This window comes from Alishewanella jeotgali KCTC 22429, assembly GCF_000245735.1.
GTDB classification, from domain to species: domain Bacteria; phylum Pseudomonadota; class Gammaproteobacteria; order Enterobacterales; family Alteromonadaceae; genus Alishewanella; species Alishewanella jeotgali.
On record NZ_AHTH01000005.1, the window covers coordinates 294,475 to 320,104 of the forward strand.

Here is a 25,630-nt window from a genome sequence, read left to right on the forward strand (position 1 = left end):
TTATTGCTCCTCTTGGACAAAGCGGCCGGCCTGCATTTTCAGTTGTCGCTGACAGCGTTTCGCCAGCGCTTCGCTATGTGTGACCAACACCAGGGTGGTACCTTGCTGCTCATTTAACTCAAACAATAAGTCTTCGATCCTTTGGCCGGTCACTGCATCCAGATTGGCGGACGGTTCATCGGCAAATAAGATTGCCGGGCGGGTAATAAAAGCCCGGGCAATAGCTACCCGCTGTTGTTCGCCACCAGAGAGCTGTGACGGATAAAAGTCAGCCCTCTCACTTAGCCCGACCAACTGTAACAACTCTAAACCGCGGGAGCGGGCGCGGCGATCGCCGGCTAATTCCGCAGGTAAGGTGACGTTCTCCAATGCCGTTAGTGCCGGTAATAGTAAAAACGACTGAAATACAAAACCGACCTGACTGGCCCGCACCCCGGCGCGCTGATCTTCTGATAGCTGATGCAATGGATGACCAGCCAGTTGAACTTCACCGCTAGTGGGTAGATCTAAGCCGGCGAGTAAGCTTAATAACGTCGATTTACCGGAGCCGGACGCCCCTACTATGGCCACCGACTCCCCACGATTGATTGTCAGGCTGATATCATGCAGGATAGTCAGTGATCCTTCATTCAGGTTGACCCGTTTAGCCAGATGATTGGCTTTAATATGAATTTCAGGTGTTGTCGTCATGCGCATTATCTTCGTTATATTGTTCTGTTTAATAAGTTGGTCTGCTGCCGCCGACAAACTGCTGATTATGGGTGATAGCCTAAGTGCAGCTTATGGCTTGCAAGAGCATGAAGGCTGGCCTGCCCTGCTGGCCGCCAAAAGTCCGGTACAACTGGTTAACGCCAGCATCAGTGGCGAAACCACCGGTGGTGGCCTGGCCCGCTTACCGGCATTATTGCAACAACATCAGCCACGCTGGGTATTAATTGAGCTTGGTGGCAATGATGGCCTGCGTGGTTTTGACCCACAATTAATCGCAAATAATCTGCAACAAATGATTGAACTGGCCAAACAGCATAATGCCCAGCCATTGTTAATGCAAATACGGATCCCACCGAACTATGGACCACGCTATGTGGCGCGCTTTACCGATATTTATCCACAACTTGCCGCAGCACATCAGATACCGCTGTGGCCATTTTTTATGGATGAAATCGCGATCCGCCCGGAATTGATGATGCCGGATGGCATCCACCCGAACGCTCAGGCACAGCCTTTGATCCGGGACCTGATGTTACCTTTAGTGCAGCAGTTAGCAGAGTAAATTGAAAATTGCGCCGATACCCAGGCGCGCTTTCATAACGCCGGCGCGGTGTCACACCGCCCTCACGGCGATACGATGAGCTAGATAAATAAAGTAGAAGATATGATAGATGGCGTCCCCTAGGGGATTCGAACATCTGTTAATGCCGTGGAAATTGGACAGCGCGGTGTCCTAATGCGAGAAATTAATATGGCGTCCCCTAGGGGATTCGAACCCCTGTTACCGCCGTGCAAAATGATAGCGCGGTGTCACACCGCCCTCACGGCGATACGATGAGCTAGATAAATAAAGTAGAAGATATGATAGATGGCGTCCCCTAGGGGATTCCAACATCTGTTAATGCCGTGGAAATTGGACAGCGCGGTGTCCTAATGCGAGAAATTAATATGGCGTCCCCTAGGGGATTCGAACCCCTGTTACCGCCGTGAAAGGGCGGTGTCCTAGGCCTCTAGACGAAGGGGACGCACTGGAAATTGGTGGAGCTAAGCGGGATCGAACCGCTGACCTCTTGCATGCCATGCAAGCGCTCTCCCAGCTGAGCTATAGCCCCGAATCAGGTTGGAACTGTTAGTCCAGGAAAATACCACCTCAAGAAGTGGCGTCCCCTAGGGGATTCGAACCCCTGTTACCGCCGTGAAAGGGCGGTGTCCTAGGCCTCTAGACGAAGGGGACATAACAGTGTGCTGGTGTGACTGAAGTGGCGTCCCCTAGGGGATTCGAACCCCTGTTACCGCCGTGAAAGGGCGGTGTCCTAGGCCTCTAGACGAAGGGGACGCTGTAACAGTCTTGAAAAGTGTGTAGATTTAGTGGCGTCCCCTAGGGGATTCGAACCCCTGTTACCGCCGTGAAAGGGCGGTGTCCTAGGCCTCTAGACGAAGGGGACGCAATAAAATCTTGGTGGAGCTAAGCGGGATCGAACCGCTGACCTCTTGCATGCCATGCAAGCGCTCTCCCAGCTGAGCTATAGCCCCACACTTTTCTATGCTCATCGACACGCAAGCGTTATCGCTGAACACGGGGCGCATTCTAGGGTTAGCGCTGATCCCTGTCAACAATTTTTTATAACAGCAAGATTGTTCGGGCAAATTTTAGACTCTGTCTAAAAAAAGTGCTTAAATAGCTATAACTGCTAACACAAGCCAGTGACTCAGCAGCGGCAACAGAAAGATTTCGAACAACATAAGGAAGGTTATGTACGAGTCATATTATGGATTTTCTGAGCGCCCTTTTCAGCTTACCCCAAGCGCGGCTTGCTTTTATGCTGGCAAACTTCACAAAAAAGCACTGGCCTACCTACAGTATGGTTTATCCCAAGGTGAGGGTTTTATTGTTATTACCGGTGATGTTGGTACCGGTAAGACCACCATCGCTAATCAATTGCTGGCACAGCTAAGCCCAGACGAAATCGTGGCGCGGCAAATTGTCACCTCCAAGTTAGCACCGGATGATTTAATTAGGATGATTGCCAGCAGTTTTAATCTGGTTGTGACCGAACATGGCAAAGCCAGTTATCTTGATGCTATTTATTTATATTTAAAGCGGTTACACACTCAGCATAGACGAGCTTTGCTATTAGTTGACGAGGCACAAAACTTGCCGCTCGAGTCAATAGAAGAGTTACGGATGCTGTCAAACTTTCAGCTTAACGGCACTCCCCTGATCCAAAGTTTTTTACTCGGCCAAAACGAGCTGAATGCCATTATTCAGGCTCCTAATATGGAGCAGTTCCGGCAACGAATTATCGCCTCGACCAACCTCACTCCACTGCAGGAAGACGAAACCCGGGAATACATTGAATTTAGGCTAAGAACTGCCGGTTTGAAAGAACCCTTACTTTGCCAGGAAGCCTACCCGCTGATCCATCGATTTAGCCGTGGGATCCCGCGTAAAATTAACTTATTGATGGACCGGGTGCTGCTATTAGGATTTTTAGAGCAACAAACCTTTCTGACACAGGAACATATTGAAAAAGTGATCACCGAGATACAGGGTGAAATCACGCATCAGCAAACCGAGTCGGCTTTTTCGTCATCTCAGCCGTTGAGAACGTCCTCTGCGGTTACGGCACCAGACCTGGTTAACGAGCCAATCCAACAGTTGCTTAATGATTCACTTGAACTAAAAATTAGAATGCTGAAAGAGCTCGATGAGCTGATTCTGAAAAAGCAAAAGGAGCAAGGAGATAAACTCTAACCCCCTGCTCTCCCATTAGAAGCGATAGCGATACTCTACCCAGATGCGGCTTTCGCTATTATCAAAATCAGGATCGGTTGAATCCCGCTCTAAACGTCTTGCTGTTACCGTTAAATCAGACTTGTCGTTTAATGTGCGATGATAGCTGACCGCGGCAGAGATATTGTCATCTTTACGGTTACCCGAACGATAATCAATGCGGTAAATACTGAGGTTTGCCGCGACCTTGTTATTGTCATTAAAACGCCAGCTCGCTTGCAATGCCAGACTACGATTCTGATTAAGATTACCCGTTTCAACATAGCGGGTTTCGCTGTCGTTCGCCGTCAGATTGAGATTCAGCCGATTTTTACTGTAGCCTAAGCTAAACCCCGTACTGCGCACCTCGACCAACTCTTCGCGTAATTCAACATTCAGCAGCGTTACCCGTTGCAGCGATTCGCCAAATACCGGCACATATCTATCACTAGGCGGTTTAAAGCAACTGGCCAGGTCATTACTGCCATCTGGACAAACGAAAATACCCAACTCTTCCTGTTCCCGCTCAAACGCATTTTGCGTACGCACTGCTTCACTCATTCGCAATCGCATCGATAAGAATCGTAAATCATAATTACCAGTTAGTTGCAGTGTACGGCCAAAATACCGCCGGTCGAATGAGCCTTCTAACCTGGTTCGCCGGGTTGGCGCGATAAGGAAGTCTGAAGCGACATAGGTATCGGTTTGCTTTTTTTGTCCCGCTATTTCCGAGTCACTTCGGTTCATTGTAACATTGATCCTTGAACGCACACCAAAACGAAACTCGACGCCGGCACCAAAAAAATCAAAGTTATTATCATAGGTACTACTATTATCAACCCGCTCTGAACCAGCACGGCCAACAACAGACACTTTAGGCGCTATGGGAACGCCGATGATTGCGATATGGTTCAGACTGGAGACATCAGAGCCTGCTGAACGATCATAAGCTTGCCAACGTCCGGAGTACTGCCAAAAGAAATTCAACCCACGTTGATTACTACCAAAGAGCCAACTGGCACTATATATATCCGTACTGAGCTCTTGTAAATCATCATCAACTATTGGCCGGGCACTATCCATGGTGTCAAATCGCAGCTGCACATCGGTTTGATATTGTGCCGTCGGTAAACTCCGATAGGCTAAACCCGTTCCCAAACGTTGCACTTTACTGAGATTCTCAGCGCCGGTGATCTTGTCTGAAAACACGCCTTGCCGGCTGTTTCTAACCTGATAACTCTGACTTGCATCGAGATCCCAGGCGATTCGTTGTTGAAAAAATCGTATCTGGTTATTCAACCCCAGGTCATTAAAACTGAGTTTGTTACGCTGATCATCAGAATAAAAAATGGTTTCATGCTGCCAACTTAGCCTGGTACTCATATTCGCGGCCTGACGTTGCCAGAGAATGGACGGTGCCAATTCCCACGCAGAGTCTTCGACTTTGCCATCCTGGTCAGCATTTTCTAATTGATAGCCGTAAATAGCTGTCCTTAATTCTGGCGACAACTTTGTCTCAGCCGCCCGAACCAGTGAAGACGTTACGGCCATTGGAATTAATGCCAGCACGGTTAAGGTGTAAGCATTGGCTTTAATTAGCATCTTGCTACTCCGCACCATAATAGTACCCATAGCCGTAACCCTTGCCTTGATTGCGGCATGCTTTGTTGATGAGAAACCCAACGGCCATATCCGTTGGTAGTAAGGACACCGACTGCTCAATCTCCGTCAATCGTGTTTTGTTCTCTTCCAGTACTAGTAAAGCTTGTCCGCACATACTGGCCAAAACTGCCGTTTCGTTGACGCCGAGCAAAGGTGGAGCATCAAAAATCACGATCCGATCGGGATATCGGCTAGCGAATTGCTCCGCTAAATCGACCATACGTTGACTGGCCAGTAACTCGGTAGATAAATGATGTGGGGAGCCGGCAGTGATGAGCTTTAGCCGTTCAATGTTGGTTGCAACAATAATATCGCTAACCGACATTGTCGCAGACTGTAAGTAGTCAGTTAAACCGACATCACAGGCAATATTTAAGGTTTTACTTACTTTAGGTCTTAAGACATCAGCATCCACCAGTAGCACGGTTTTATCCTGTTCCAACGCAATACTGAGTGCCAGATTAATGGCTGAAAAGGTTTTGCCCTCACCTGGCCTGGAGCTGGTAACCAGAATTAAGTTTGGATGTTTTAGTGTCGAACTAAGCGCACCAAAAGCATTGCTGATCAGCTTACGCTTGATCACCCGGTATTCTTCATTAATTAACCGACGCTCTTTTGTCGCCGACACAAAGTGCATTTGCTCCAGCCGGCTCAGATCCAGTTCTACATGCTGCCGCGCATGCTCCCTTACCTGCGCTTCGGCAGCGGCCAACACCTGCTCGTCGCGTTCATCGGGAATTGCAGCCTGACGTTGCTTTGGTGTATCACTGCTATGCAGTTTTGCCCGTTGCTGACTGACGGCCTGTTCAATAATACTCATCGAATTATCCCCATTAACAACGCAGCAGGTCGGCCAAATAACATATCATTAGTTAACAACAACAGATAGAACATCACCAAGGCGCCGCCGAGTACCAGGAAATACGCCAGATGCAACCGGTATTGGCGCAGGATCTGTGCTTTGTGCACATGCGACACCACCCCAAACACGGGGAAATCACTGATGGCTTGCAGCTGTGATGCTCTTGACAGTACCGGAGAAATCAAGCTTCGTAAAAATGCCATACCGATACCTGCTGCGATACCCATAACCAGCACTGCTGAATAGAACAACCCTTTATTCGGGCCGGATGGCGATAATGGCACTCTGGGCGGTTCAATAATATTAAACTGAACGCTCTGCTCTGAAGCATCTGCCCGCCGCGATAATTCTGCCGCTTCACGTCTTGCCAGCAAAGCTTCATACTTAGATTTGTTAACATCGTAATCCCGATTTAACGCAGTAAACTCGGCTTCTAACTCTGGTATTAGATTTAAACGGCCTTCCAGTTCGGCAACCCGTGACTCATAGGCTTTTACCCTAACCCGGGCCGAGGCTGCTTCGGTTTCCAATCGCGATGCCAGGATGCGTAACTCTTGATAGACCGGATTAGAATTAATCCCCGCCGCTGGCCGGTCAGCGGCAATACTGGCCAGGTTTTTCAGCTCTAATTCTCGCTGTGCGGTTAAGCTATCGAGCAAACGCCGGGTTTCGAGCACGTCCGGGTGATTTTCAGTAAAGCGAATCAACAAGGCGTCTTGTTGGGCTTGCAGGCTGCGGATCCGTTCATCGTACTGGGTAGCAACACCAACACCACTGCCACTGTAGGGCATAATACCAAACACCGGCTCTTCACCTGCCATTTGACTTTTTGCACTCGCCAGCCGTGTTTCTAGTTCGCGCAGTTCAAGGCGGGAGGCTTCAAGCCGCTGCATTTCCTGAGTCAGTTGCGAGTAGTAATCACGATCCGACCCCGGCAACATATTAAGTCGGCTCTTTTTAAAGTCTGAAAGTTTTAGCTCTGCCTCAATTAAGCGTCGCTCGTATTCTGCAATTTCAAGATTTAAAAAACGCTCTGCCGCCTGCGAATCTGCACGACTGGACCCGACCTGATTTTCGACAAAGGTATTTAACGTTTCTCTGACCACCCTCAGTGCAACTTGCGGTTCAGGGTCTTTAAAAGAGATGGCATAAATATCATCTCTACCCGTTGCAGAGATTTTAATGTTTCTCTGCAGGCTATCGATTAGGCGCTCAAAATCCTTGTCGTTAAGTGCCCGCACATCTAAATCGGTCGCTCTGGCAATTTTTTCGAGATTGGGTCTGGAAAGTAAGGTTCGGGCCATCAACCTGATTTGATCATCGGGGTTGGTTCTAATCGCCAGCCCTCGTAGTAGCGGCTCCAGGAAGGTACTGGTCTCAACATATAAACGCGCATTGGCTTCATATACAGGTGGCATTTTATACACATAAAACCAGCCTATCGGACATACCAGCCAAGCTGTAATAACAATATAGCGGCGACGCAGCCAAATACCCTGGAGGTAAGTTTGTATTACCTCTAGCGCCTGATGAATTTCCTTCATTTACTCCTCCGTGAACATACCTGAACTGCCGACTACAGACTACCGATTAAAACCAGGCCTCCGGAATAATAATGATGTCGCCAGGCAGAATATCGACATTAGCCGAGATATCCCCCTCTCTGATCAGATCGTCCAAACGAACTTTAAAGGTTCGCTGTGAGCCATTGGTTGTTCGGACCAATTTAGCACTGTTACCCGCCGCAAATTCGGTTAGGCCCCCCACTGAAATCATCAGGTCCAGTAATGTCATGTATTGACGATAGTTCACCGCTTGCGGATTCGTGGCTTGACCAATTACCCTTACCTGTTCGCTAAAGGGACCGACAAAGTTGTTTACTGAAACGGTTACGACCGGGTCCCGAATATATTTACCCAGAATTTGCTCCATTTCCCGAGCCACCTGCGTTGGCGTTTTTCCACTTACCGGTACGTCCTCAACTAAGGACGTAGAAATTTGTCCATCCGGGCGCACAATAAAAGAGCCAGACAATTCAGGGTTGCGCCACACGAAGATCGTCAGGGTATCTGCAGGACCGATAAGATACTGATAGTTATCAACCGAAGTAGTTTGCGAGGTATGAACAGTGGCGCGGGGTAAGGTATTGTTGTTTGCACAACCGGTCAGCATCAGGCTGAGCAACGAAACAACAACTAACGATTTTACTGCAGCTTGGCACAGAGGTTTAGTAGTCATAAAACGCATCCTTTTGTCTATTGCTTAACCAATATAACTAAACAATAGTCTTTCTGCTGCTATTTTTAAATCATTTATTTAAGAAATTGGCTAGAAATTAAGCCAACATTCAGCTAGATTAAAATTCAGACAGCGGTTTGTTCCTGTTGTTCCTGTTTTGTAGTCTGGAAGACAAACGCGTGTATTTCCGTCTAATTGTCGTAGGCAGTTTAGTTCCAAGGAAGTATTATGCTAAGCACATGGAGTCATCGCAGCAAAGTATCAGATAAAATACTGATCTTAGGCGAGTTAAGCCTGATTTTAGCGTCAGGGCATATCGGATACTTGCTCTGTTCGTCGTTTAGCTTTGCCACCCTCCTACCCGCCGAATGGCAGCTCATCTATGTTGTAGTTTTCGCATGTAGCACCATGCTGTGTTCATTATCGCTCGGGCTCTACGATCAAAAACTTCGTGAAACTCATACCGGCATTATAAAACGGGTATTACTGACTCAATGTTTTAACCTGCTGCTACTGACAGTCGTGGTATTTAACCTGTCGCCAGCGATGGATCCAGGTTTTGCCACCTTAATAGTGACATCAATAATCGCGGTGATTCTGGTATCCGGCTACCGGGCATTTTTTCGATATCATGACATATCACAGTTAAGCCGCCGCCGTGTGCTGGTGCTGGGGTCGGGTGAACGCGCCGCCATTATCGAAAAACGGATGCGCCGTAATGTTGACCGACGTTACTTTGAGTTGGTCGGTTTCGTAAAAATTGCCGGTGATAAAGAAGGTTTTATCCCTGCAGAAAAGCAAGTTGCCTTGCCGGATCTGAGCGAATTATTTGATTTCTCAGAGCGAAACAAAATTGACCAGCTGGTCATTGCCTGTGATGAGCGCCGCAATATGCTGCCGGTGGATTTACTGTTCAAATGCAAAACAAGAGGTATTGATGTTACGGACATCCTTGATTTTATCGAAAGTGAAACCGGACAAATAGCGGTTAATCTTATCTATCCCAGCTGGGTTATTTACTCGAACGGTTTATCACTAAGTCAACGTTTTCGGACTAACCTGGATTATCGTCTCAATGTATTGCTTGCGCTGATAACGCTTGCGCTGACCTGGCCATTGATGCTGTTAACCGCGTTATGCATTTACTTTGAAGACGGCAGAAAAACCGGCGCACCGATTTTCTACCGTCAAACCCGGGTTGGGTTTGACGGTAAGCCGTTTCAAATCATCAAGTTTCGCAGTATGCGGCAAGATGCCGAGAAAAATGGTGCTCAGTGGGCTGTTAGCAATGATGACCGGGTGACACAGGTAGGCCGCATTATCCGCAAGTATCGGATCGATGAATTACCCCAGTTGTTTAACGTTTTAAAAGGAGAAATGGGTTTCGTTGGCCCACGCCCAGAGCGACCAGAGTTTGTGACCCAACTGGCTAAAGATATTCCCTATTACTCGCAGCGACATAATGTTCGCCCCGGACTGACAGGCTGGGCTCAGCTGAAATATCCTTATGGTGCTTCCGCCGAAGATGCCTTGGAAAAACTGAAATTTGATTTGTACTACATTAAACACCGCAGTTTGTTACTCGACCTGACAATTTTGATCCGCACTGTGGAAATTGTAATTTTTGGTAAAGGACGCTAACCGAGTGAACACTTTACCGATCAAACCCACCAGTGCGCTAACGGTAGATGTCGAGGACTATTTCCATGTTGCCGCTTTCGAGAAAACCATTCTACCTGCAGATTGGGCAAAGATGCCGGTACGGGTCGAAGCCAATACCTATAAATTGCTGGAGCTATTTGCACGATACGATGCCAAAGCCACCTTTTTCCTGTTGGGGTGGGTAGCTAAGCGCTACCCAGAGCTGGTAAGGGATCTGGTTAAAGCCGGACATGAGGTGGCTAGCCATGGCTTTAATCATATTAAGGCGACACAGCAAAGCCGCGCGGAATTTGCCAAAGATATTACCGATACCAAAAACCTGCTGGAGGATATCACTGGCACTGCCGTCTATGGTTATCGGGCTCCGAGCTTCTCTATTGATAAAACCAATGAATGGGCCTTTACCGAGTTAAAGGCCGCCGGCTACCTGTATAGCTCTAGTACCTATCCGGTTAAACACGATTTGTACGGCACCCCAGATTGGCCACAACAACCCTATCTCAGACCTGAGGGCATTTGGGAGTGTCCGATGCCAGTGCTGAATAAAGTTGGCCGGCAATGGCCGATTGCCGGTGGCGGTTATTTCAGGTTGTTACCTTATTGGCTAAGCAAAAAGTGCATCGAGCAGTATCTGCAACAATCAGCGTCACCCTATATGTTTTATTTTCACCCATGGGAGATCGACCCGGAGCAACCCCGGATAGATGCTGCACCTTATAAATCACGATTTCGCCATTACACCAATTTGAACCGCATGCAGGGCAAGCTGAGCCGGCTACTACAAGATTTTCAGTGGCGTAGCGTACAAGACGTTTATCGCCCCTATTTTATGTGACGACAAGGAATTAGATGTATCAGTTGCACACTCTTACACTTAATGAGCCTGCAGATGCCTGGGATGCCTTTGTTGAGCAGACTGCTGACGGTAGCTTTTTTCATCTGGCAGGCTGGCGTGAGGTGATCGCGGATAGCGGTCATCAGTGCCACTATTTGTACGCCACAGAGCAAGATAGCATTGTTGGTGTTTTACCGCTGGCCCGGGTTAAAAGTTGGTTATTTGGTGATGCTTTGGTTTCTACGCCCTTTTGTGTTTATGGTGGCGCTCTGGGAGCGGACCCCGTTAAACGTTTTTTGGAGTCGGCAGCAATTAAGCTAGCGCAACAGCTAGCTGTCGATTATCTGGAACTGCGGTATCCTTTACCGCAGGCTAATCAGCTGCAGGTAAGGATTCAGCATGCGTCTTTTCAATGTGCGCTGGCTGAGAATGCAGAGCAGATCCTGGCTGGCGTTAAAAAGAAACAACGAGCCGTACTCAGACATGCTTTGAATGGCAACCTAACCTACTCGCTGGATTCAAACCTACAAGACTTCTACCGCACCTATTCTGAAAGTGTGTTAAACCTTGGTACGCCTGTGTTTAGCAAGGCTTTTTTTGAAAAAATTGTCACTAGTTTTAAAGAGCGCACGGAAATTCTGACGGTAAGGGACGCAGGTAAGGCCGTATCTTCGGTGTTGAGCTTTTATTTTAAGGATGAGGTACTACCTTATTACGGCGGCGGCACCCGCGACGCTAAAGATCTGAAAAGCAATGATCTGATGTACTACCAGCTAATGTGTCATGCCCGTTTGGATAAGGGCTGTACCCGTTACGATTTTGGCCGCAGTAAGATTGATTCGGGTGCTTATCATTATAAAAGACATTGGGGTATGCAGCCGGTTGAATTACCTTATCAATATGTCCTGATTAAAGCTACAGCACTACCCAACCTCAGCCCGAACAATCCTAAATATCAATTATTTATTGCATTGTGGAAAAAATTACCCCTGGCCTTAAGTCAATGGCTGGGCCCCAAATTATCCCGGTACTTGGGGTAGCCTATGCCACGAAGCTCGCTGCATAACACCTTTTCACTTTTAGCCACTAATCCGCACGTGCTTGGTTTATTTGCCCTGTTACTGGCGTGGTTACTGTGTTTCTGGCCAACACTGCATTCAATGGTCGAAATCTGGCAACGCTCTGATACCTATGCCCACGGCTTTTTGATCTTTCCTATTAGCCTGTTTTTGATCTGGCGAAAGCGGACTCAGCTGGCAGAAACCGGGCTTAACAGTTCAAACCTGGCACTACTACCATTGTTACTTTTAATCCTTGGCTGGTTTTTCGCTGATGCCGTTGCGGTGAATGTTTTTAAGCAATTGAGTGTCGTTTTAATGCTACCCATGCTGGTTTGGCTCAGCTGTGGTTGGAACATACTCAGATTGTTATTATTTCCGTTTGCCTACCTGATATTTGCGGTGCCAATGGGAGACGGGCTGGTGGCGCCGATGCAAAATATCACTGCCGATATCACCGTTTACGCGCTACAACTTTCAAATATTCCCGTGTTTAGGGATGGACTCTATCTGGCCACCCCAACCGGTATGTTCCTGGTGGCAGAGGCCTGCTCCGGGGTAAGATATTTAATTGCCTCCTTTGCACTTGGCACCTTGTACGCTTACCTAAATTATCAAAGTCGACTTAAACAGCTGCTGTTTTGTCTGTTTGCAATAGTGTTACCCATTTTAGCCAACGGCATCCGGGCTTATGGTATTGTCCTGGTTGCTCATTTAACCGATATGCAACATGCTGTTGGTGTTGATCATCTCATTTATGGCTGGTTGTTTTTTGGGTTATTGATGTTCTTTATGTTCTATATTGGCAGCTTTTGGGCCGATAGCACTCGCGAGCCCTTTGAAGTAAACCACGCCTCCTCTTCAGGTGCACCAGCACGGAGCAGTCTGTTTGGTATCTTGATTTTATTGCTGCCGACCGCAGCGCCCCATTTGCTGCCACCGCTCTCTTCAACAGCAGTCTATGATGTGAAAGCTTTAGCTATGTTGCTGGAGCCCGATGAGCATCCACAACATCAACCAGCCTTTATGCACAGCTCAGATCATCTATCCGGGATCTGGGTGCTGGGCGAGTCTCCAATCCTGTTTTATGCTGCTTTTTATCAACATACGGACCAGCAAAAACTGGTGAGTTGGCATAACCAACCCTATCAGCGCAATCACTGGACACCAGCCAGCCAGAGAAAACAACAGCTATTATTGCCCGATAAAACCTTAGGAATTCAGGAAGTCGATTTGCGAGCCACGGATGGTCGTAAACGCTTGCTTTGGTATTGGTATGGCAGTGGTGACTTTTTCTCAGCGAATCCTTATCTGATTACTGCGATGCAGGCCGTCGGCAAGGTATTCCATATTAGTCAGCATGGCAGTTTTTTTGCCATAAGTATCAACTACGATGTCGATATCAATCAGGCCCGCAGCCAGTTAACCAGTTTGCTGGAGCAAAAATTTCCGCTGCTGCGTCAGGCGAACGCCGGAACGACAACGCCTCAATTGATGACGGCACAGGAGCGGAAGCCATGACGACTGCTGTGACCGACATCGCATATCATCCGCAACGGCAAGCGATCCATATTTGTCATATTGTCTGGAGTTTTCGTACCGGTGGTTTGGAGAATGGCGTGGTAAATCTGATCAATCAGTTAGACCCACAACAATTTAAACATAGTATTGTGTGCCTGACCGATTATGACGCCGATTTTATCAAGCGCATCCAGGTAACTAATGTCAAGCTGTATAGTCTACACAAGCGACCGGGCCAAGATCCGCGATCCTTTGTCCGAGCTTACAAATTATTGCGCCAGCTGCAACCCGATGTCTGCCATAGCAGAAATATTGCTGCGCTGGAGTATCAACTTTGCGCCTGGCTGGCCAGAGTTCCGTTACGTATTCATGGCGAACATGGTTGGGATATCAAAGATCTCGCCGGCGTAAACAAAAAATATATTTGGTTAAAGCGCTTTTTTAAACGCTTTGTTCATCAATATGTTTGCCTGTCAAAAGAGGGCAAAGCCTACCTACAACAGAAGATTAAAGTCCCCTCATCGCAGCTGAATTTAATTTGCAATGGTGTTGATACCGAGAAATTCAGCCCGAAAGCACGGGCGCAAAGTAGCTTACCCCCATCACTTCGCGATAGTCAGCGGATGATTTTTGTTAGTGTTGGCCGGATGGTGCCGGTTAAAAATCATCCTCTTTTGGTATCAGCTTATATCGAGCTCTGCCAGCAAGATGCCGCCTTTAAAGAACAGACGGCTCTTGTGATAGTGGGCGATGGCACGGCACGGACTGAGCTGATGAACCAACTGCAACATGCCGGACTCGATGCCCAAAGCTGGCTACCGGGTAATCGGGACGATATCGCCAGCATTCTGGTTGGCTGCTCGGTCTTTGTCTTACCTTCATTGGCAGAGGGAATTTCAAATACGATTTTAGAGGCGATGGCTTCCGGATTAGCCATTATCGCCAGTAAGGTTGGTGGGAATCCTGATTTAGTGGAAGACGGCAGTAACGGCTGGCTGTTTGAAAGCCAAAACCTGACAGCGTTAAAACAACGGCTTTACCACTGCTATCAGCAACCGGCTCAGCTGCAGCAAAGCTGTCAGCGTGCTCGCAACGCGGCGGTGCTGCATTTTAGTATTCAATCTATGGTCAGCCGCTACCAGGCGCTGTACTTACAACGCCTGCCCGCCATCACTTACTCAGCAGAGGACGCTTAATATTATGTGCGGTATCGCCGGTATTTTACATTTACAGGACAACCAGCAGGTCGACAGCCTGCTACTGAAACAACTAAATAGCCTGCAATCACATCGCGGTCCTGACGCCGATGGTTTTCATCTGGAGCCCGGCTTAGGTTTAGCGCACCGCCGGTTATCGATTATCGATATCGCCGGTAGCCACCAACCGCTGTTTAATGAAACCGGTGAAGTAGCCGTGGTGTTTAACGGCGAAATCTACAACTTTGCTGAGTTGACCCAGCAGCTAAAAGCGAAAGGCCATATATTTTCTACCCATGGTGACACCGAAACCATAGTTCATGCCTGGGAGGAATGGGGCGTTGACTGTGTTAAGCATTTTCGCGGTATGTTTGCCTTTGCGATCTGGGACAGACCGAAACAACAATTATTTTTAGCCCGCGATCGGATGGGCATTAAGCCGCTGTTTTATGCGCTGCTGCCCGGAGATAAATTGATTTTTGGCTCTGAGCTTAAGGTCATTACCGGCCATCCCGATTTTAACAAAAACCTGTATTACCCGGGTATAGAACAGTATTTTACCTTTGGCTATGTCGCAGAGCCGAATACGATTTTTGCCGATGCCTTTAAACTCAGCCCCGGACACTATATTTTGCTGGATAAAAGCCAGCCCGCATCGATTCGCCAACAACAGTATTGGGATATCGACTTTTCCGGCCCGGCTCTGACTGCTGCCGAAGTAAAAGAGCAGTTAATACCTCGCTTAGAAGAAGCCGTGGATATCCGGTTGATAGCCGAAGTACCGCTGGGTGCATTTTTATCCGGAGGGGTCGATTCCAGCGCCGTTGTAGCGCTAATGGCAAAAATTCAACAAGACAAAGCCGTCAACACCTGCTCTATTGGTTTTGATGACCAGCGTTTTGATGAAACCGACTATGCCAACAAAGTTGCACAGCAGTATCACACCAATCATCGCACCGGACAGGTCGATCGTAATGATTTTTCATTGGTGGATAAGCTGGTGACACTATATGACGAACCTTACGCCGACAGCTCCGCCATCCCGACTTACCGGGTGTGCCAGTTGGCCCGACAGCATGTTACCGTTGCCTTATCAGGTGATGGCGGCGATGAGCTGTTTGCCGGTTACCGTCGCTACCGCTTTCAGTTACATGAAGAAAAAATGCGCAGCATGTTGCCGGATGCTATGCGCCGTCACATCTTTGGCCCCCTGGGCCGGCACTACCCGAAACTGGATTGGGCACCGCGCTTTGTCAGAGCCAAAACCACCTTTCAATCCCTCGCTATGTCAGCATTAGATGGCTATTGCAACGCCGTTTCTATTATGCGAGCCGATGCGCGCGCTCAGTTATTTTCACCGCAGTTAAAGCAGCATCTGGCTGGCTATAGCGCCAATGAGGTGTTTGAGCGCCATGCCGTTAACGCTAAAACCGATGATCCGCTGAAGCTGGTGCAATATCTGGATATGAAAACCTATCTCGTTGGCGATATTCTGACCAAGGTCGACCGCGCCAGCATGGCCCATTCGCTGGAGGTCCGGGTGCCACTGTTGGATCATAAATTTGTTGAATGGGCCAGCCGCATCCCCTCCGCCATGAATATTCAGGGCCAGGAGGGCAAAGCTGCCTTTAAACAGGCCCTGGAGCCCTATTTGCCGCACGATATCCTGTATCGTAAAAAAATGGGCTTTGCCGTCCCCTTGGCCAGTTGGTTTCGCGGACCATTAAAGCAGGCATTGCAGCAGGCATTGTCGAGTGAGGCTCTGGCCGATGCCGGGCTTTTTAATCAGGCCTATATTCAGCGTTTATATCAGCAACACCAGAGTGGCCAGCACGATCACAGTTCGGCGCTGTGGAGCTTACTGATGTTTTCTCAATTTTATCAGCAGCAGTTGGGGTAAGCGATGTGTGGTATTCATGGCCTGGTCGCCCTCAACCGACCCCAACAATTTCCGGCTGACTGGTTGAATCTGATGGGCGATATTACTGCCCACCGAGGGCCAGACGATAGTGGGTATTTTCTGGCGGACAATATTGCATTGGGCATGCGCCGCTTATCGGTGATCGACTTAGCCGGCGGTCATCAACCTATTAGCAGTGATGACGGACAGTTGGTGTTGATCTGTAACGGCGAAATTTATAACTATCGGCAACTGCGAGCCGAGTTAGCTGGTTGCCAGTTTAAAACCCAGTCAGACGTTGAAGTGATCCTGCACCTTTATCAGCTGCACGGCGTTGATTGCCTGCGTTTTCTTAATGGTATGTTTGCTTTTGCGCTTTGGGATAACCGTAAGCAACAATTATTTATCGCCCGCGATCGACTGGGTATCAAGCCGTTATATTACGCCGAAAAACAGGGTTACCTGGCTTTTTCAACTGAAAGCAAAGCCATACTGGCCCTGCCCGATTTTAAAGCCGAAGTCTGTCCGCACGGTTTACAGCAATACCTGCAATTAGGCTATGTACCCGCGCCTTACTCAATGTTTAATGGCATCCGCAAACTTGAAGTAGCTAGCTACCTGCTGATTGACAAAGACAGTATCAGACAACAGCAATACTGGCAGCCAGATTTTCAGCAGCATGAACACGACTCGGAACAAAGCTGGGTGCGGCGTATTCGCGAGCAACTGGAACAGTCGGTCGCGATGCAAATGGTCAGCGACGTGCCCTTGGGCGCGTTCTTATCCGGCGGCGTTGACTCCAGCGCCGTCGTGGCCTTGATGTCCAAACATTCCAGCCAGCCGGTGAAAACCTATGCTATCGGTTTTGATACCGGCGGTGCCGGCCAGTTTTATAATGAATTGCCTTACGCCCGAGCGGTAGCCGAATTATTTGGCACCCAACACAAAGAAATTCTGGTAAAACCCGATGTCGTGGGCTTACTGCCAAAACTGTTATGGCACCTGGATGAGCCCGTCGCCGACAGTGCCTTTATTACCACCTATCTGGTGTCTGAGTTTGCCAGAAAAGAGGTGACAGTGATCCTGTCCGGTGTCGGAGGTGATGAGTTATTTGGTGGCTATCGCCGTTATCTGGGTGAACATTACTTACAGAAGTACCAGAAAATTCCAGCCTGGTTGCGCCAACGATTGATCAGCCCACTGGCGAAAAAGCTACCCAGTGACCGCCATTCTAAATGGTTAAACACCCTGCGGTTAACCAAAGCCTTTGTGCAAAGTGCAGAGCTATCTGAGGATGAACGTTATCTGCGTTATATGCAGGTGTTTAGCCCGCAACAAAGCCAGCAGTTGCTGCAACAGCCGCTGGCAGCAGGCAGTTTGTTACAACAACGCTATCAGCACAGCAAGGCCGAACAAAGTTTATGGCGGATGTTTGATACCGATCGGCAAACACAACTGGCCGACGATTTATTACTGCTGACCGATAAAATGACCATGGCTACCTCCCTGGAGTGTCGGGTCCCCTTTTTAGACCATCAATTGGTTGAATTAGCTGTGCAGATGCCACAGCAATTAGTGATGAAAAACGGCCGGTTAAAACATCTGTTAAAAGAAGCATTAAGCGATATGTTGCCAACCACTATTCTCGATAGAGCCAAACGCGGTTTTGGCGCGCCCTTGGGTGCCTGGCTTAAACAAGAGTTAGCAGGTTTATTAACCCTGTTTGTTAACCAGCAACGGGTTGAGCAACGCGGCCTGCTGAGCTGGCCTCTGATCGCCCATACCTTGCAGTTACATCAGTCGGGGCAGGAAGATCATACCGATCATTTGCTGGCATTGCTGAATCTGGAAATTTGGTGCCAGCTTTACCTTGATGGCCAAACGGCTGAACAAATCAGCCAGACAATCAAGAGGTCATTATGAAGATTTTGTATCTGTGCCACCGATTTCCATTTCCGCCTAAGCGCGGCGGTAAAATTCGCCCCTTTAATATGATCAGCCACTTTCACCGACAAGGCCACCAGGTGTATGTCGCGTCGCTCGCCCGAAATGCGGCGGAAGCTGCCGAGGGCCGCGGAATTACCAACCACTGCACGCATTACTTCGCTGCGGTGGTGTCGGAGCCCTGGCAATTTTGCCGCATGCTGTTGCGCTTACCGCTATTAACGCCGTCTTCTATGGGCTACTTTTACAGCCGCGACTTACAGCGCCACGTCAATCAATTACTGCAACAACATCAATTTGATCTGATTTTTGTACATTGCTCGTCAGTGGCTCAATACGTTGCCCATGTAACTGATATCCCTAAGTTATTGGATTTTGGTGATATGGACTCACAAAAATGGCTGGCGTACCGGGCCTTTAAGCCGTTCCCACTGAGTCTGGGCTATTGGTTGGAAGGGCAAAAGATGCTGCGGGCAGAAAAGCAGTTAGCCACCCGGTTTGACCTTTGTACTACCACCACCAAAGCTGAGTTGGCGACTTTACAAAGCTATCAAACCGATGTTCCTACGGCCTGGTTTCCTAATGGTGTCGATTCAGACTATTTCAGGCCCACGCCAAACAGCTATGAAAACCACAGCCTGTCTTTTATCGGTCGCATGGATTATTACCCAAATCAGGAAGCTATGCTGCAGTTCTGTCGACACACCCTGCCATTAATCCGCCAGCAAGTGCCTGATGTTAAGCTTTATATCGTCGGAGCCGAACCGAGTAAAGCCATTCGCGATCTGGCGTTAATACCAGGTGTCATTGTCACCGGTTCAGTCGATGATGTCAGGCCCTATATTTTGCATACCGCTGCTATGGTCGCGCCACTGAATATTGCCCGGGGCACCCAGAACAAAATTCTGGAAGCCATGGCGATGGGTGTGCCAGTGGTATGCAGCAGCCAGGCCGCCGGAGGCATTGATGCTGTTGCTGGCCAGCACTTTTTAATCGCCGATACGCCAGCACAATATGCGCAGGAACTCTGCCGTTTAATGTTAGAGCCAGCGCTCCGGCAACAGCTGTCACAAGCAGGCCGGGAGCGCATGCTCAGCCATCATCAGTGGCATTTGTCGATGCAACAGTTAGACAGCATAGTGCAGCAATGCCTAAACTTATTTCAGGAAACCCAACAGACACAACGGGAAGTGCAATTATGAATATCAGTATTTTTGGTCTGGGCTATGTTGGTGCGGTATCGCTAGCCTGCTTGGCTCGCGATGGTAATACAGTGATCGGGGTCGACATTGATCCGGTAAAACTGCAGTTGATTATGGATGGCCGCTCTCCTGTGATAGAGGAAGGCATGCCCGAGTTGATGGCAGCCATGGCGGCCAGTGGCCGGGTGCAGGTGACGCAAGATGTGCAACAGGCGGTCAACCAAACTGAGGTATCTTTTATCTGTGTCGGCACACCGTCGCAGGCGAATGGCAGTCAGGATCAAACGGCGGTTTTACGACTGGCCGAGCAACTAGGTAAGGCGCTGGCCAGTAAAAGTACTCACCATACTATTGTATTTCGCTCAACTCTGTTACCCGGCACCGTTGAAGGCAAGTTAAAAACTCTGCTGGAACAACATTCAGATAAAAAAGATGGCGTTGATTTTGATATCTGCTTTCAACCAGAGTTTCTGCGAGAAGGCAGCTCAATTAAAGACTATGACAACCCACCTTTTACCATTGTCGGCGCCAATACTGAGCGCGCGCATCAGCAAATGCAGCGGCTGTTTGGTCATTTACCAGGCCAGTACCATAAAACTGATGTCAAAACGGCAGAAACCGTAAAGTACTTCTGTAATATCTTTCATGCGCTGAAAATCACCTTCGCCAATGAAGTGGCGCGGCTGTGTGAGGGCCTGGCGGTAGATCCCTTTAAAGTGATGGATTTAGTCTGTGCTGACAAACAGCTCAATATTTCCACCGCCTATTTAAAGCCAGGGTTTGCTTTTGGTGGTTCTTGTTTACCCAAAGATCTGCGTGCAATGCAATATGTCGCCAAACAAGCAGATATCCAAATCCCGATGCTGGGACATGTTTTAAGTTCCAACCATATTCATTTACAACAAGCCTGCAAAAAGATTTTAGCCCTGGGCTGTCGGCAAATAGGCATGATTGGTCTGAGCTTTAAATCCGGTACCGACGATTTGCGCGAAAGTCCGCTGGTTGATTTAGCCGAATACCTGATTGGTAAGGGTATGCAACTGAGTATTTATGATCCGGAGGTCAACTTGTCGCGCCTACTCGGGGCCAATAAAAAATATATTGAAGAGTCCATCCCGCATATCGGCCAACTGATGAGTGAGGATGTTGCCGCCGTGCTGGCGAATAATAGCGTTATCATCTTGGGTTTGAACGATAAAGCCTTAGTGGAGCAAGTGCTGGCCGGCTTAACTGCTGAACATACGCTAGTTGATTTGGTGCACCTGAAACAGCCCGAGCAGGTTAAAGGCAAATATATTGGGATGTGCTGGTGATGAAATGGACCCCATGGCGCAGCTGTAGCTTACTCATCGTCCTGATGTTAAGCCCGCTGTTGCTTTTGATAAGCCTTTATCCCAGCGCCACTGAACTGGTGAAGCTTCGCAACGCACTGGTCTTTAATGTCATCACCGAAGCAGAGGCCGATTGGCCTGGTACGGCCTTTCCGGCGAGCTTTCGCCAGGAGCAAACGCCTTTGCCGCTAGCCTTAACGGGCCTGATGCAACCTGTGATGACGGAGCATGCTGCCAAAGATCTGGAGTTCGTTCTGGCCAATGCACAGCGTCTTAATTTGCACCACAAGCGTAAAGGCGGTGCCATTCAAGCCAATACCGCTCACACCTTTAATATCATTGCCGAGCAACAACAAGGCTATTGTGCAGATTACACCCAGGTGATAAATGTTCTGGCTTATGCCATAGGGGTGCCCGTTCGTGAATGGGCGATTGCTTTTGATGGCTTTGGCGGTCATGGCCATGCCTTTAATGAGATTTGGGATGACCGACGCCAGCAATGGATTATGCTGGATGTATTTAATGGCTTTTATCCGGTAAGGCGCGACGATCAGCAACCACTATCAGTGCTGGCATTTCGCCAACTACTGCAACAGTCCCCCGAGCAAATCCAACTGCAATTGATTCCTGACTCCGCCTTTGGTTTCCGTGATGAGGCAATGGCTATCCGCTATTTTCAACGCGGCACCGATCAGTTTTATTTGTGGTGGGCAAATGATCAGCTCACACAGGAATCGACAGCAATAGTGCGGCATTTGGCAGCTATTTCGATACATCTTAGTCAACTCGCGGCAATAGTCAGCGGCCAATATCCGCAAATTAAAGCCATTAGCCAAAGTGATAATCAGCAGCTGCTTGAGGAAATGTTGCAGCTAAAACGCTGGCTGTGGCGACTGTTTTATCTGGAACTGTTGCTGCTTGTTTGCCTGCTTATCTGTTTATATCGGGCGCTAACCTCGCGCAGTGGGAGTTAAAAGGATGTCAGGAACACAATTGAAAGTTCTGCATATTTTTGACCACTCCGCACCACTGCACAGTGGTTATAGCTTTCGCAGCCTGGCTATTCTGCAGCAACAACGGATACTAGGTATTGACACCCGACAGCTGACCAGTAGCAAACATTATGCCCCTGGCCCGATGGCAGAGCAGATTGATGATTTGATATTTCATCGCACCGCCCCCGGCTGGCTAGCCAAGGTACCGGTGTTACAACAATGGGATGTGATCCGGCAACTTGAACGCAGCCTGACTGCATTGGTACTGCGGCAGCGGCCGGATATTTTGCATGCGCACTCCCCATGTTTAAATGCGCTGGCTGCCGCCCGGGTCGCCCGCCGTTTTAATATTCCTTTAGTATATGAAATGCGCGCTTCCTGGGAAGATGCTGCGGTCAGTCATGGCTCCTGTAAAGAAGGTGATCTGCGCTACCGGCTGGGCCAGTGGTTAGAAAAAAAGGCACTGCACCAGGCCAGTCATGTGGTGACTATCTGTCAGGGACTGGCCAAACAAATCGCCGATTGGGGCGTTGCTCCCTCGCGCATCACCATAGTGCCTAATGCTGTCGACCCTGATGCCTTTAGCCCCTGCCAGCACAAAGATGCCGGGTTAGTCGCTGAATTGGGGTTAACTGAAGCGACTGTGCTGGGATTTTTGGGCTCCTTTTATCGCTACGAGGGCTTGCATATCCTGCTTGATGCGCTGGCATTATTAGCCCCCCGCTATCCGCAATTAAAAGTGTTATTGGTCGGTGGTGGCTTGCAGGAAGCTGCTCTGCGCGCACAGGCTAAACAGTTGAATATCAGTGATTCGGTGATCTTTACCGGCCGGGTTGCCCATAAAGATATCAGCCGCTATTACAGTCTGGTGGATGTTTTTGTTTACCCTAGGGAAGCGATCCGCCTGACTGAGTTGGTAACGCCATTAAAACCGCTGGAAGCGATGGCACAGCAGGGCCTGGTGGTGGCGTCTGATATTGGTGGTCACCGCGAGCTGATCCGTCACAATGATACCGGTATTTTATTTGACGCCGATAATCCGAAAAAACTGGCTGAAGTGTTACAGCAGTTACTGCAAAACCCGGCAGACTGGCCAAGATTAAAAGCCAATGGCCGGCGCTTTGTCGAACAAGAGCGCAGTTGGCAAAATAGCGTCGCCAGAATTTTACCAGTGTATCAGCAACTGACAGAGGCAGCCGGATGAAACTTTTACTGGTAGGCCCTGTCCCGCCGCCTAATGGCGGCATGGCAATGCAAACCGCGCAGTTGCAACAGCTGCTGTCAGCAGAGCCTGGCTACAAAGTCAGCTTGCTGGCAGTCAATGCCCCTTATCAACCGGCCTGGCTCGGTCGTGTTCCAATGTTGCGGGCTTTCGGCCGCTTGATTCCCTATTTCTGGCGGGTACATCAGCAGTTAAAAACCCATGACATCGTGCATCTGATGGCTAATTCAGGCTGGGCCTGGCATCTATTTGCCAGCCCGGTGCTGTTACTGGCGCGCTGGCACAACAGGCCTGTAGTGCTAAATTACCGCGGCGGTTCAGCAGAGCAGTTTTTACAAAGACAACAGCGCTGGGTGCTGCCTTTTATGAAGATGGCAGCTGTCATTGTTACCCCAAGCAATTATTTAAAAAGAGTATTTTCTAATTATCAGCTCAGTGCCCAGGTCATTGCCAACATCATCAACACCAGTATGTTTGTTCCCAGTGAGCGGCCTTTAAATCCAGACGACTTACATCTGGTGGTGACCCGTAATCTGGAGCCTTTATATGATATTGCGACCGCTATTCGCTGCTTTTCCCTGTTACTGCAGCAGTATCCTAATAGCCGCTTATCTATCGCCGGCTCAGGTCCCTGCCTGGCTGAGCTAAAAACGCTGGTGAGCCAATCGGGGCTAACTGACAAGGTGGACTTTGTCGGCCGGTTGGACCGAACGCAAATGGTGGCGCTGTATCAAAGCGCCGATATTATGCTCAACCCCAGTACTGTTGATAATATGCCAAACTCTATACTGGAAGCACTGGCCTGCGCCGTACCTGTGGTCAGCACTGCTGTGGGGGGCATCCCGGATATGGTACAACATAATAAGCAGGCGCTATTAGTGCCGCCCGGCGAGCCCAAGCTAATGGCCACTGCCTGCCAGCAGCTGATTGAGCAACCAGAACTTACTGCCAGCATAAAAAAACAGGGGTTAGCGTTAGTTAACAGCATGCAGCCTGCCATGGTGTTGCCACTTTGGTTGCAGCTATACCGGGAGTTAACGCCGAATGACTGTTAGGGTATTTCTTTTACTAACCTTGACCAGTTTAGCGGTTATTGCTCAACCGCAAGCGGTGCTCTGGCACGAAGGTAATGAGCGTATCCGCGGCGCAACTAACCGATTTAGTTACAGCCAGGCCTACCTTGAATGGCAAAGTCCGATGGGAGACTGGTACGACAAAAATGGACAGTATCTGGGCGATAGCCCTTTTAGTGCTTTGACAGTCGAGGCCCGGGGCGATAACTGGCTTAGCTGGGATTTAAAAGGCTTGTTACCTCATATCAAACAAAATCCCAAACTGGATTTATTACTCAGGTTGCAACCAGGTAGTAGTGGCTATGCCTTACTTTCCAGTAAAGAGCAAGGCTATCGCACAGCTCCCTCGCTGGTATTGGAGTTCGCTGATAAACAGCGTCAACGGATCAATGCCACTATGGATACTTATCTTGATAACACGACATTTCGACATTTAGGTATGCGCGATACCTTAAAAATTGCCAGGAATAATCCGACTTTACTGGCTTTTGATTTGAGTAAAACCAACATTGCGCAATTGACCTCGGTCAGACTTGAACTGAATAAGCTTAAGCAGTCTGGCAAACCCAAAATAGGAGTATATTTATTACAGCAACCAGCACTAGTTCATCCGCAGTATCCAGCCAAACTTGCCGCTAGCAGCTTTTTTAACGAGAGTTTTAGTCAACATAATTGGTCCTCGCGCTGGCAGCATTTGGCTCCGCAAAGCAATATTACGAGAGTTAAAGCACCTCAGCGGGGCCAAGACAGCTATGCGTTGAAGGTGTCATTTACTCCCCGTCAAAACGGAGCGTTAAACGTCAGCCTTTTTACCAAACCCCTGCTAGGGTTTGAACCGGAAAGTCTGTTTTTTGAATATGACCTATATTTAGATGCCAATTGGATGCGCGGTGGCGGTGCAGGTAAATTTCCGGGTTTTGCCGGTACATATGGGCGTGCTGGTTGGGGAGGTCGTAAAGCAGATGGCACCAATGGCTGGTCTGCAAGAGGGCAATTCCTCAGTGTTATTGATAGTGATGATGAACTTAACGGGCTCACGCCATTAGGTAGCTACTTATACTTGGTTCATTCCTCTCAGAGCCATGGCGAGGTTCATCCCTGGCGCCAATCCGTAAGTAAACTAGCAAGACAACGTTGGTATAAAATTAGCCAACAGCTAACTTTAAATACGCCAGGTAGCGAGGATGGAGAGCTGCTGGTTTGGGTAAATGAGCAATTAGTATTACATAGAACAGAGCTAAACTTCCGCACTGTTCCTGATTTAAAAATTGAACGTTTGTGGTTTGATTTTTACCATGGTGGTGTCGATAAACCTAAACATAACATGGATCTCTATATCAGTAATATCAAAGTCGCACTTCCGGAAAAAAGTGACGAACGCTGAGCCGATCTACTTAAACCCATAACGCTAAAAAAATTATACTAGTCTTTAAGGATACTAAACT

Annotated in this window: 20 protein-coding genes and 6 tRNA genes; 15 read left to right on the forward strand and 11 right to left on the reverse strand. The window is 48.7% G+C overall.

Annotated features, from left to right (window positions below; translation table 11 throughout):
- On the reverse strand, positions 1–690 hold the full coding sequence (locus AJE_RS02890) for an ABC transporter ATP-binding protein (RefSeq protein WP_008949584.1): 690 nt from the start codon (positions 688–690) through the stop codon (positions 1–3).
- Between AJE_RS02890 and AJE_RS02895 the strand changes: the two genes are divergently transcribed.
- A complete protein-coding gene (locus tag AJE_RS02895; protein WP_008949585.1) occupies positions 689–1,273 on the forward strand; it encodes an arylesterase in 585 nt (194 codons plus the stop codon). The two genes, AJE_RS02890 and AJE_RS02895, sit on opposite strands and share 2 nt — an antisense overlap.
- A 387-nt stretch (positions 1,274–1,660) precedes the next feature.
- On the opposite strand, the gene AJE_RS02900 is transcribed toward AJE_RS02895, so the two are convergent.
- The 6 genes from AJE_RS02900 to AJE_RS02925 form a co-directional block, all read right to left on the reverse strand.
- Positions 1,661–1,736, reverse strand: a tRNA-Glu gene (locus AJE_RS02900).
- A gap of 11 nt (positions 1,737–1,747) precedes the next feature.
- Positions 1,748–1,823 (reverse strand) — tRNA-Ala (locus AJE_RS02905).
- A 46-nt stretch (positions 1,824–1,869) separates the two neighbouring features.
- A tRNA-Glu gene (locus AJE_RS02910) sits at positions 1,870–1,945 on the reverse strand.
- A 26-nt stretch (positions 1,946–1,971) separates the two neighbouring features.
- A tRNA-Glu gene (locus tag AJE_RS02915) sits at positions 1,972–2,047 on the reverse strand.
- Positions 2,048–2,080: 33 nt separating this feature from the next.
- A tRNA-Glu gene (locus tag AJE_RS02920) sits at positions 2,081–2,156 on the reverse strand.
- A gap of 12 nt (positions 2,157–2,168) precedes the next feature.
- Positions 2,169–2,244: transfer RNA gene (locus tag AJE_RS02925), tRNA-Ala, on the reverse strand.
- 220 nt (positions 2,245–2,464) lie between these two features.
- On the opposite strand from AJE_RS02925, the gene AJE_RS02930 reads away from it, so the two are divergent.
- A complete protein-coding gene (locus AJE_RS02930) occupies positions 2,465–3,466 on the forward strand; it encodes an ExeA family protein (protein WP_008949586.1) in 1,002 nt (333 codons plus the stop codon).
- Positions 3,467–3,481: 15 nt separating this feature from the next.
- Here the strand turns inward: AJE_RS02930 and AJE_RS02935 are convergent, their stop codons facing one another.
- From AJE_RS02935 to AJE_RS02950, 4 genes are read right to left on the reverse strand one after another with little or no spacing between them, the layout of a single operon-like run.
- Positions 3,482–5,086 (reverse strand): porin family protein, encoded by a 1,605-nt coding sequence (locus AJE_RS02935; RefSeq protein ID WP_138984186.1) that lies wholly within the window; start codon positions 5,084–5,086, stop codon positions 3,482–3,484.
- 4 nt (positions 5,087–5,090) lie between these two features.
- The gene (locus tag AJE_RS02940; RefSeq protein WP_008949588.1) at positions 5,091–5,966 is read right to left on the reverse strand and encodes an XrtA-associated tyrosine autokinase; all 876 of its coding nucleotides are present in this window, start codon (positions 5,964–5,966) and stop codon (positions 5,091–5,093) included.
- Complete coding sequence (locus AJE_RS02945) at positions 5,963–7,552, reverse strand: XrtA system polysaccharide chain length determinant (protein ID WP_008949589.1); 1,590 nt, start codon at positions 7,550–7,552, stop codon at positions 5,963–5,965. Before AJE_RS02945 ends, AJE_RS02940 begins: the two co-directional genes overlap by 4 nt.
- Before the next feature lie 46 nt (positions 7,553–7,598).
- Positions 7,599–8,246, reverse strand: a complete 648-nt coding sequence (locus tag AJE_RS02950) for an XrtA/PEP-CTERM system exopolysaccharide export protein (protein ID WP_008949590.1) — start codon at positions 8,244–8,246, stop codon at positions 7,599–7,601.
- Positions 8,247–8,474: 228 nt separating this feature from the next.
- On the opposite strand from AJE_RS02950, the gene AJE_RS02955 reads away from it, so the two are divergent.
- From AJE_RS02955 to AJE_RS03015, 13 genes are read left to right on the forward strand one after another with little or no spacing between them, the layout of a single operon-like run.
- Positions 8,475–9,887 (forward strand): TIGR03013 family XrtA/PEP-CTERM system glycosyltransferase, encoded by a 1,413-nt coding sequence (locus AJE_RS02955; protein WP_008949591.1) that lies wholly within the window; start codon positions 8,475–8,477, stop codon positions 9,885–9,887.
- 4 nt (positions 9,888–9,891) lie between these two features.
- Positions 9,892–10,743, forward strand: coding sequence for an XrtA system polysaccharide deacetylase (locus tag AJE_RS02960; protein ID WP_008949592.1), 852 nt, complete (start codon positions 9,892–9,894; stop codon positions 10,741–10,743).
- Between the two features lie 14 nt (positions 10,744–10,757).
- Positions 10,758–11,783, forward strand: coding sequence for a FemAB family XrtA/PEP-CTERM system-associated protein (locus tag AJE_RS02965; RefSeq protein ID WP_008949593.1), 1,026 nt, complete (start codon positions 10,758–10,760; stop codon positions 11,781–11,783).
- Between the two features lie 3 nt (positions 11,784–11,786).
- Positions 11,787–13,322: an exosortase A gene (gene xrtA / locus AJE_RS02970; RefSeq protein ID WP_008949594.1), complete on the forward strand. Its 1,536-nt coding sequence runs from the start codon at positions 11,787–11,789 to the stop codon at positions 13,320–13,322.
- Entirely contained in the window at positions 13,319–14,518 is a 1,200-nt protein-coding gene (locus tag AJE_RS02975; RefSeq protein WP_008949595.1) for a TIGR03088 family PEP-CTERM/XrtA system glycosyltransferase, read from the forward strand. Before xrtA ends, AJE_RS02975 begins: the two co-directional genes overlap by 4 nt.
- Before the next feature lie 4 nt (positions 14,519–14,522).
- Positions 14,523–16,418 (forward strand): XrtA/PEP-CTERM system amidotransferase, encoded by a 1,896-nt coding sequence (locus AJE_RS02980; RefSeq protein WP_008949596.1) that lies wholly within the window; start codon positions 14,523–14,525, stop codon positions 16,416–16,418.
- Positions 16,419–16,421: 3 nt separating this feature from the next.
- Positions 16,422–18,341 (forward strand): asparagine synthase (glutamine-hydrolyzing), encoded by a 1,920-nt coding sequence (gene asnB / locus AJE_RS02985; protein WP_008949597.1) that lies wholly within the window; start codon positions 16,422–16,424, stop codon positions 18,339–18,341.
- A complete protein-coding gene (locus tag AJE_RS02990; protein ID WP_008949598.1) occupies positions 18,338–19,564 on the forward strand; it encodes a TIGR03087 family PEP-CTERM/XrtA system glycosyltransferase in 1,227 nt (408 codons plus the stop codon). Before asnB ends, AJE_RS02990 begins: the two co-directional genes overlap by 4 nt.
- Entirely contained in the window at positions 19,561–20,877 is a 1,317-nt protein-coding gene (locus AJE_RS02995) for a nucleotide sugar dehydrogenase (protein ID WP_008949599.1), read from the forward strand. The genes AJE_RS02990 and AJE_RS02995 overlap by 4 nt, the downstream gene beginning before the upstream one ends.
- Complete coding sequence (locus AJE_RS03000) at positions 20,877–21,869, forward strand: transglutaminase domain-containing protein (RefSeq protein ID WP_008949600.1); 993 nt, start codon at positions 20,877–20,879, stop codon at positions 21,867–21,869. The genes AJE_RS02995 and AJE_RS03000 overlap by 1 nt, the downstream gene beginning before the upstream one ends.
- 19 nt (positions 21,870–21,888) lie before the next feature.
- Entirely contained in the window at positions 21,889–23,094 is a 1,206-nt protein-coding gene (locus AJE_RS03005) for a TIGR04063 family PEP-CTERM/XrtA system glycosyltransferase (protein WP_008949601.1), read from the forward strand.
- Positions 23,091–24,167 carry a glycosyltransferase family 4 protein gene (locus AJE_RS03010; RefSeq protein ID WP_008949602.1) on the forward strand — a complete coding sequence of 359 codons (1,077 nt, stop codon included), beginning with the start codon at positions 23,091–23,093 and terminating at the stop codon, positions 24,165–24,167. Before AJE_RS03005 ends, AJE_RS03010 begins: the two co-directional genes overlap by 4 nt.
- The gene (locus AJE_RS03015) at positions 24,157–25,569 is read left to right on the forward strand and encodes a polysaccharide lyase (RefSeq protein WP_008949603.1); all 1,413 of its coding nucleotides are present in this window, start codon (positions 24,157–24,159) and stop codon (positions 25,567–25,569) included. The genes AJE_RS03010 and AJE_RS03015 overlap by 11 nt, the downstream gene beginning before the upstream one ends.
- Positions 25,570–25,630: the final 61 nt, after the last annotated feature.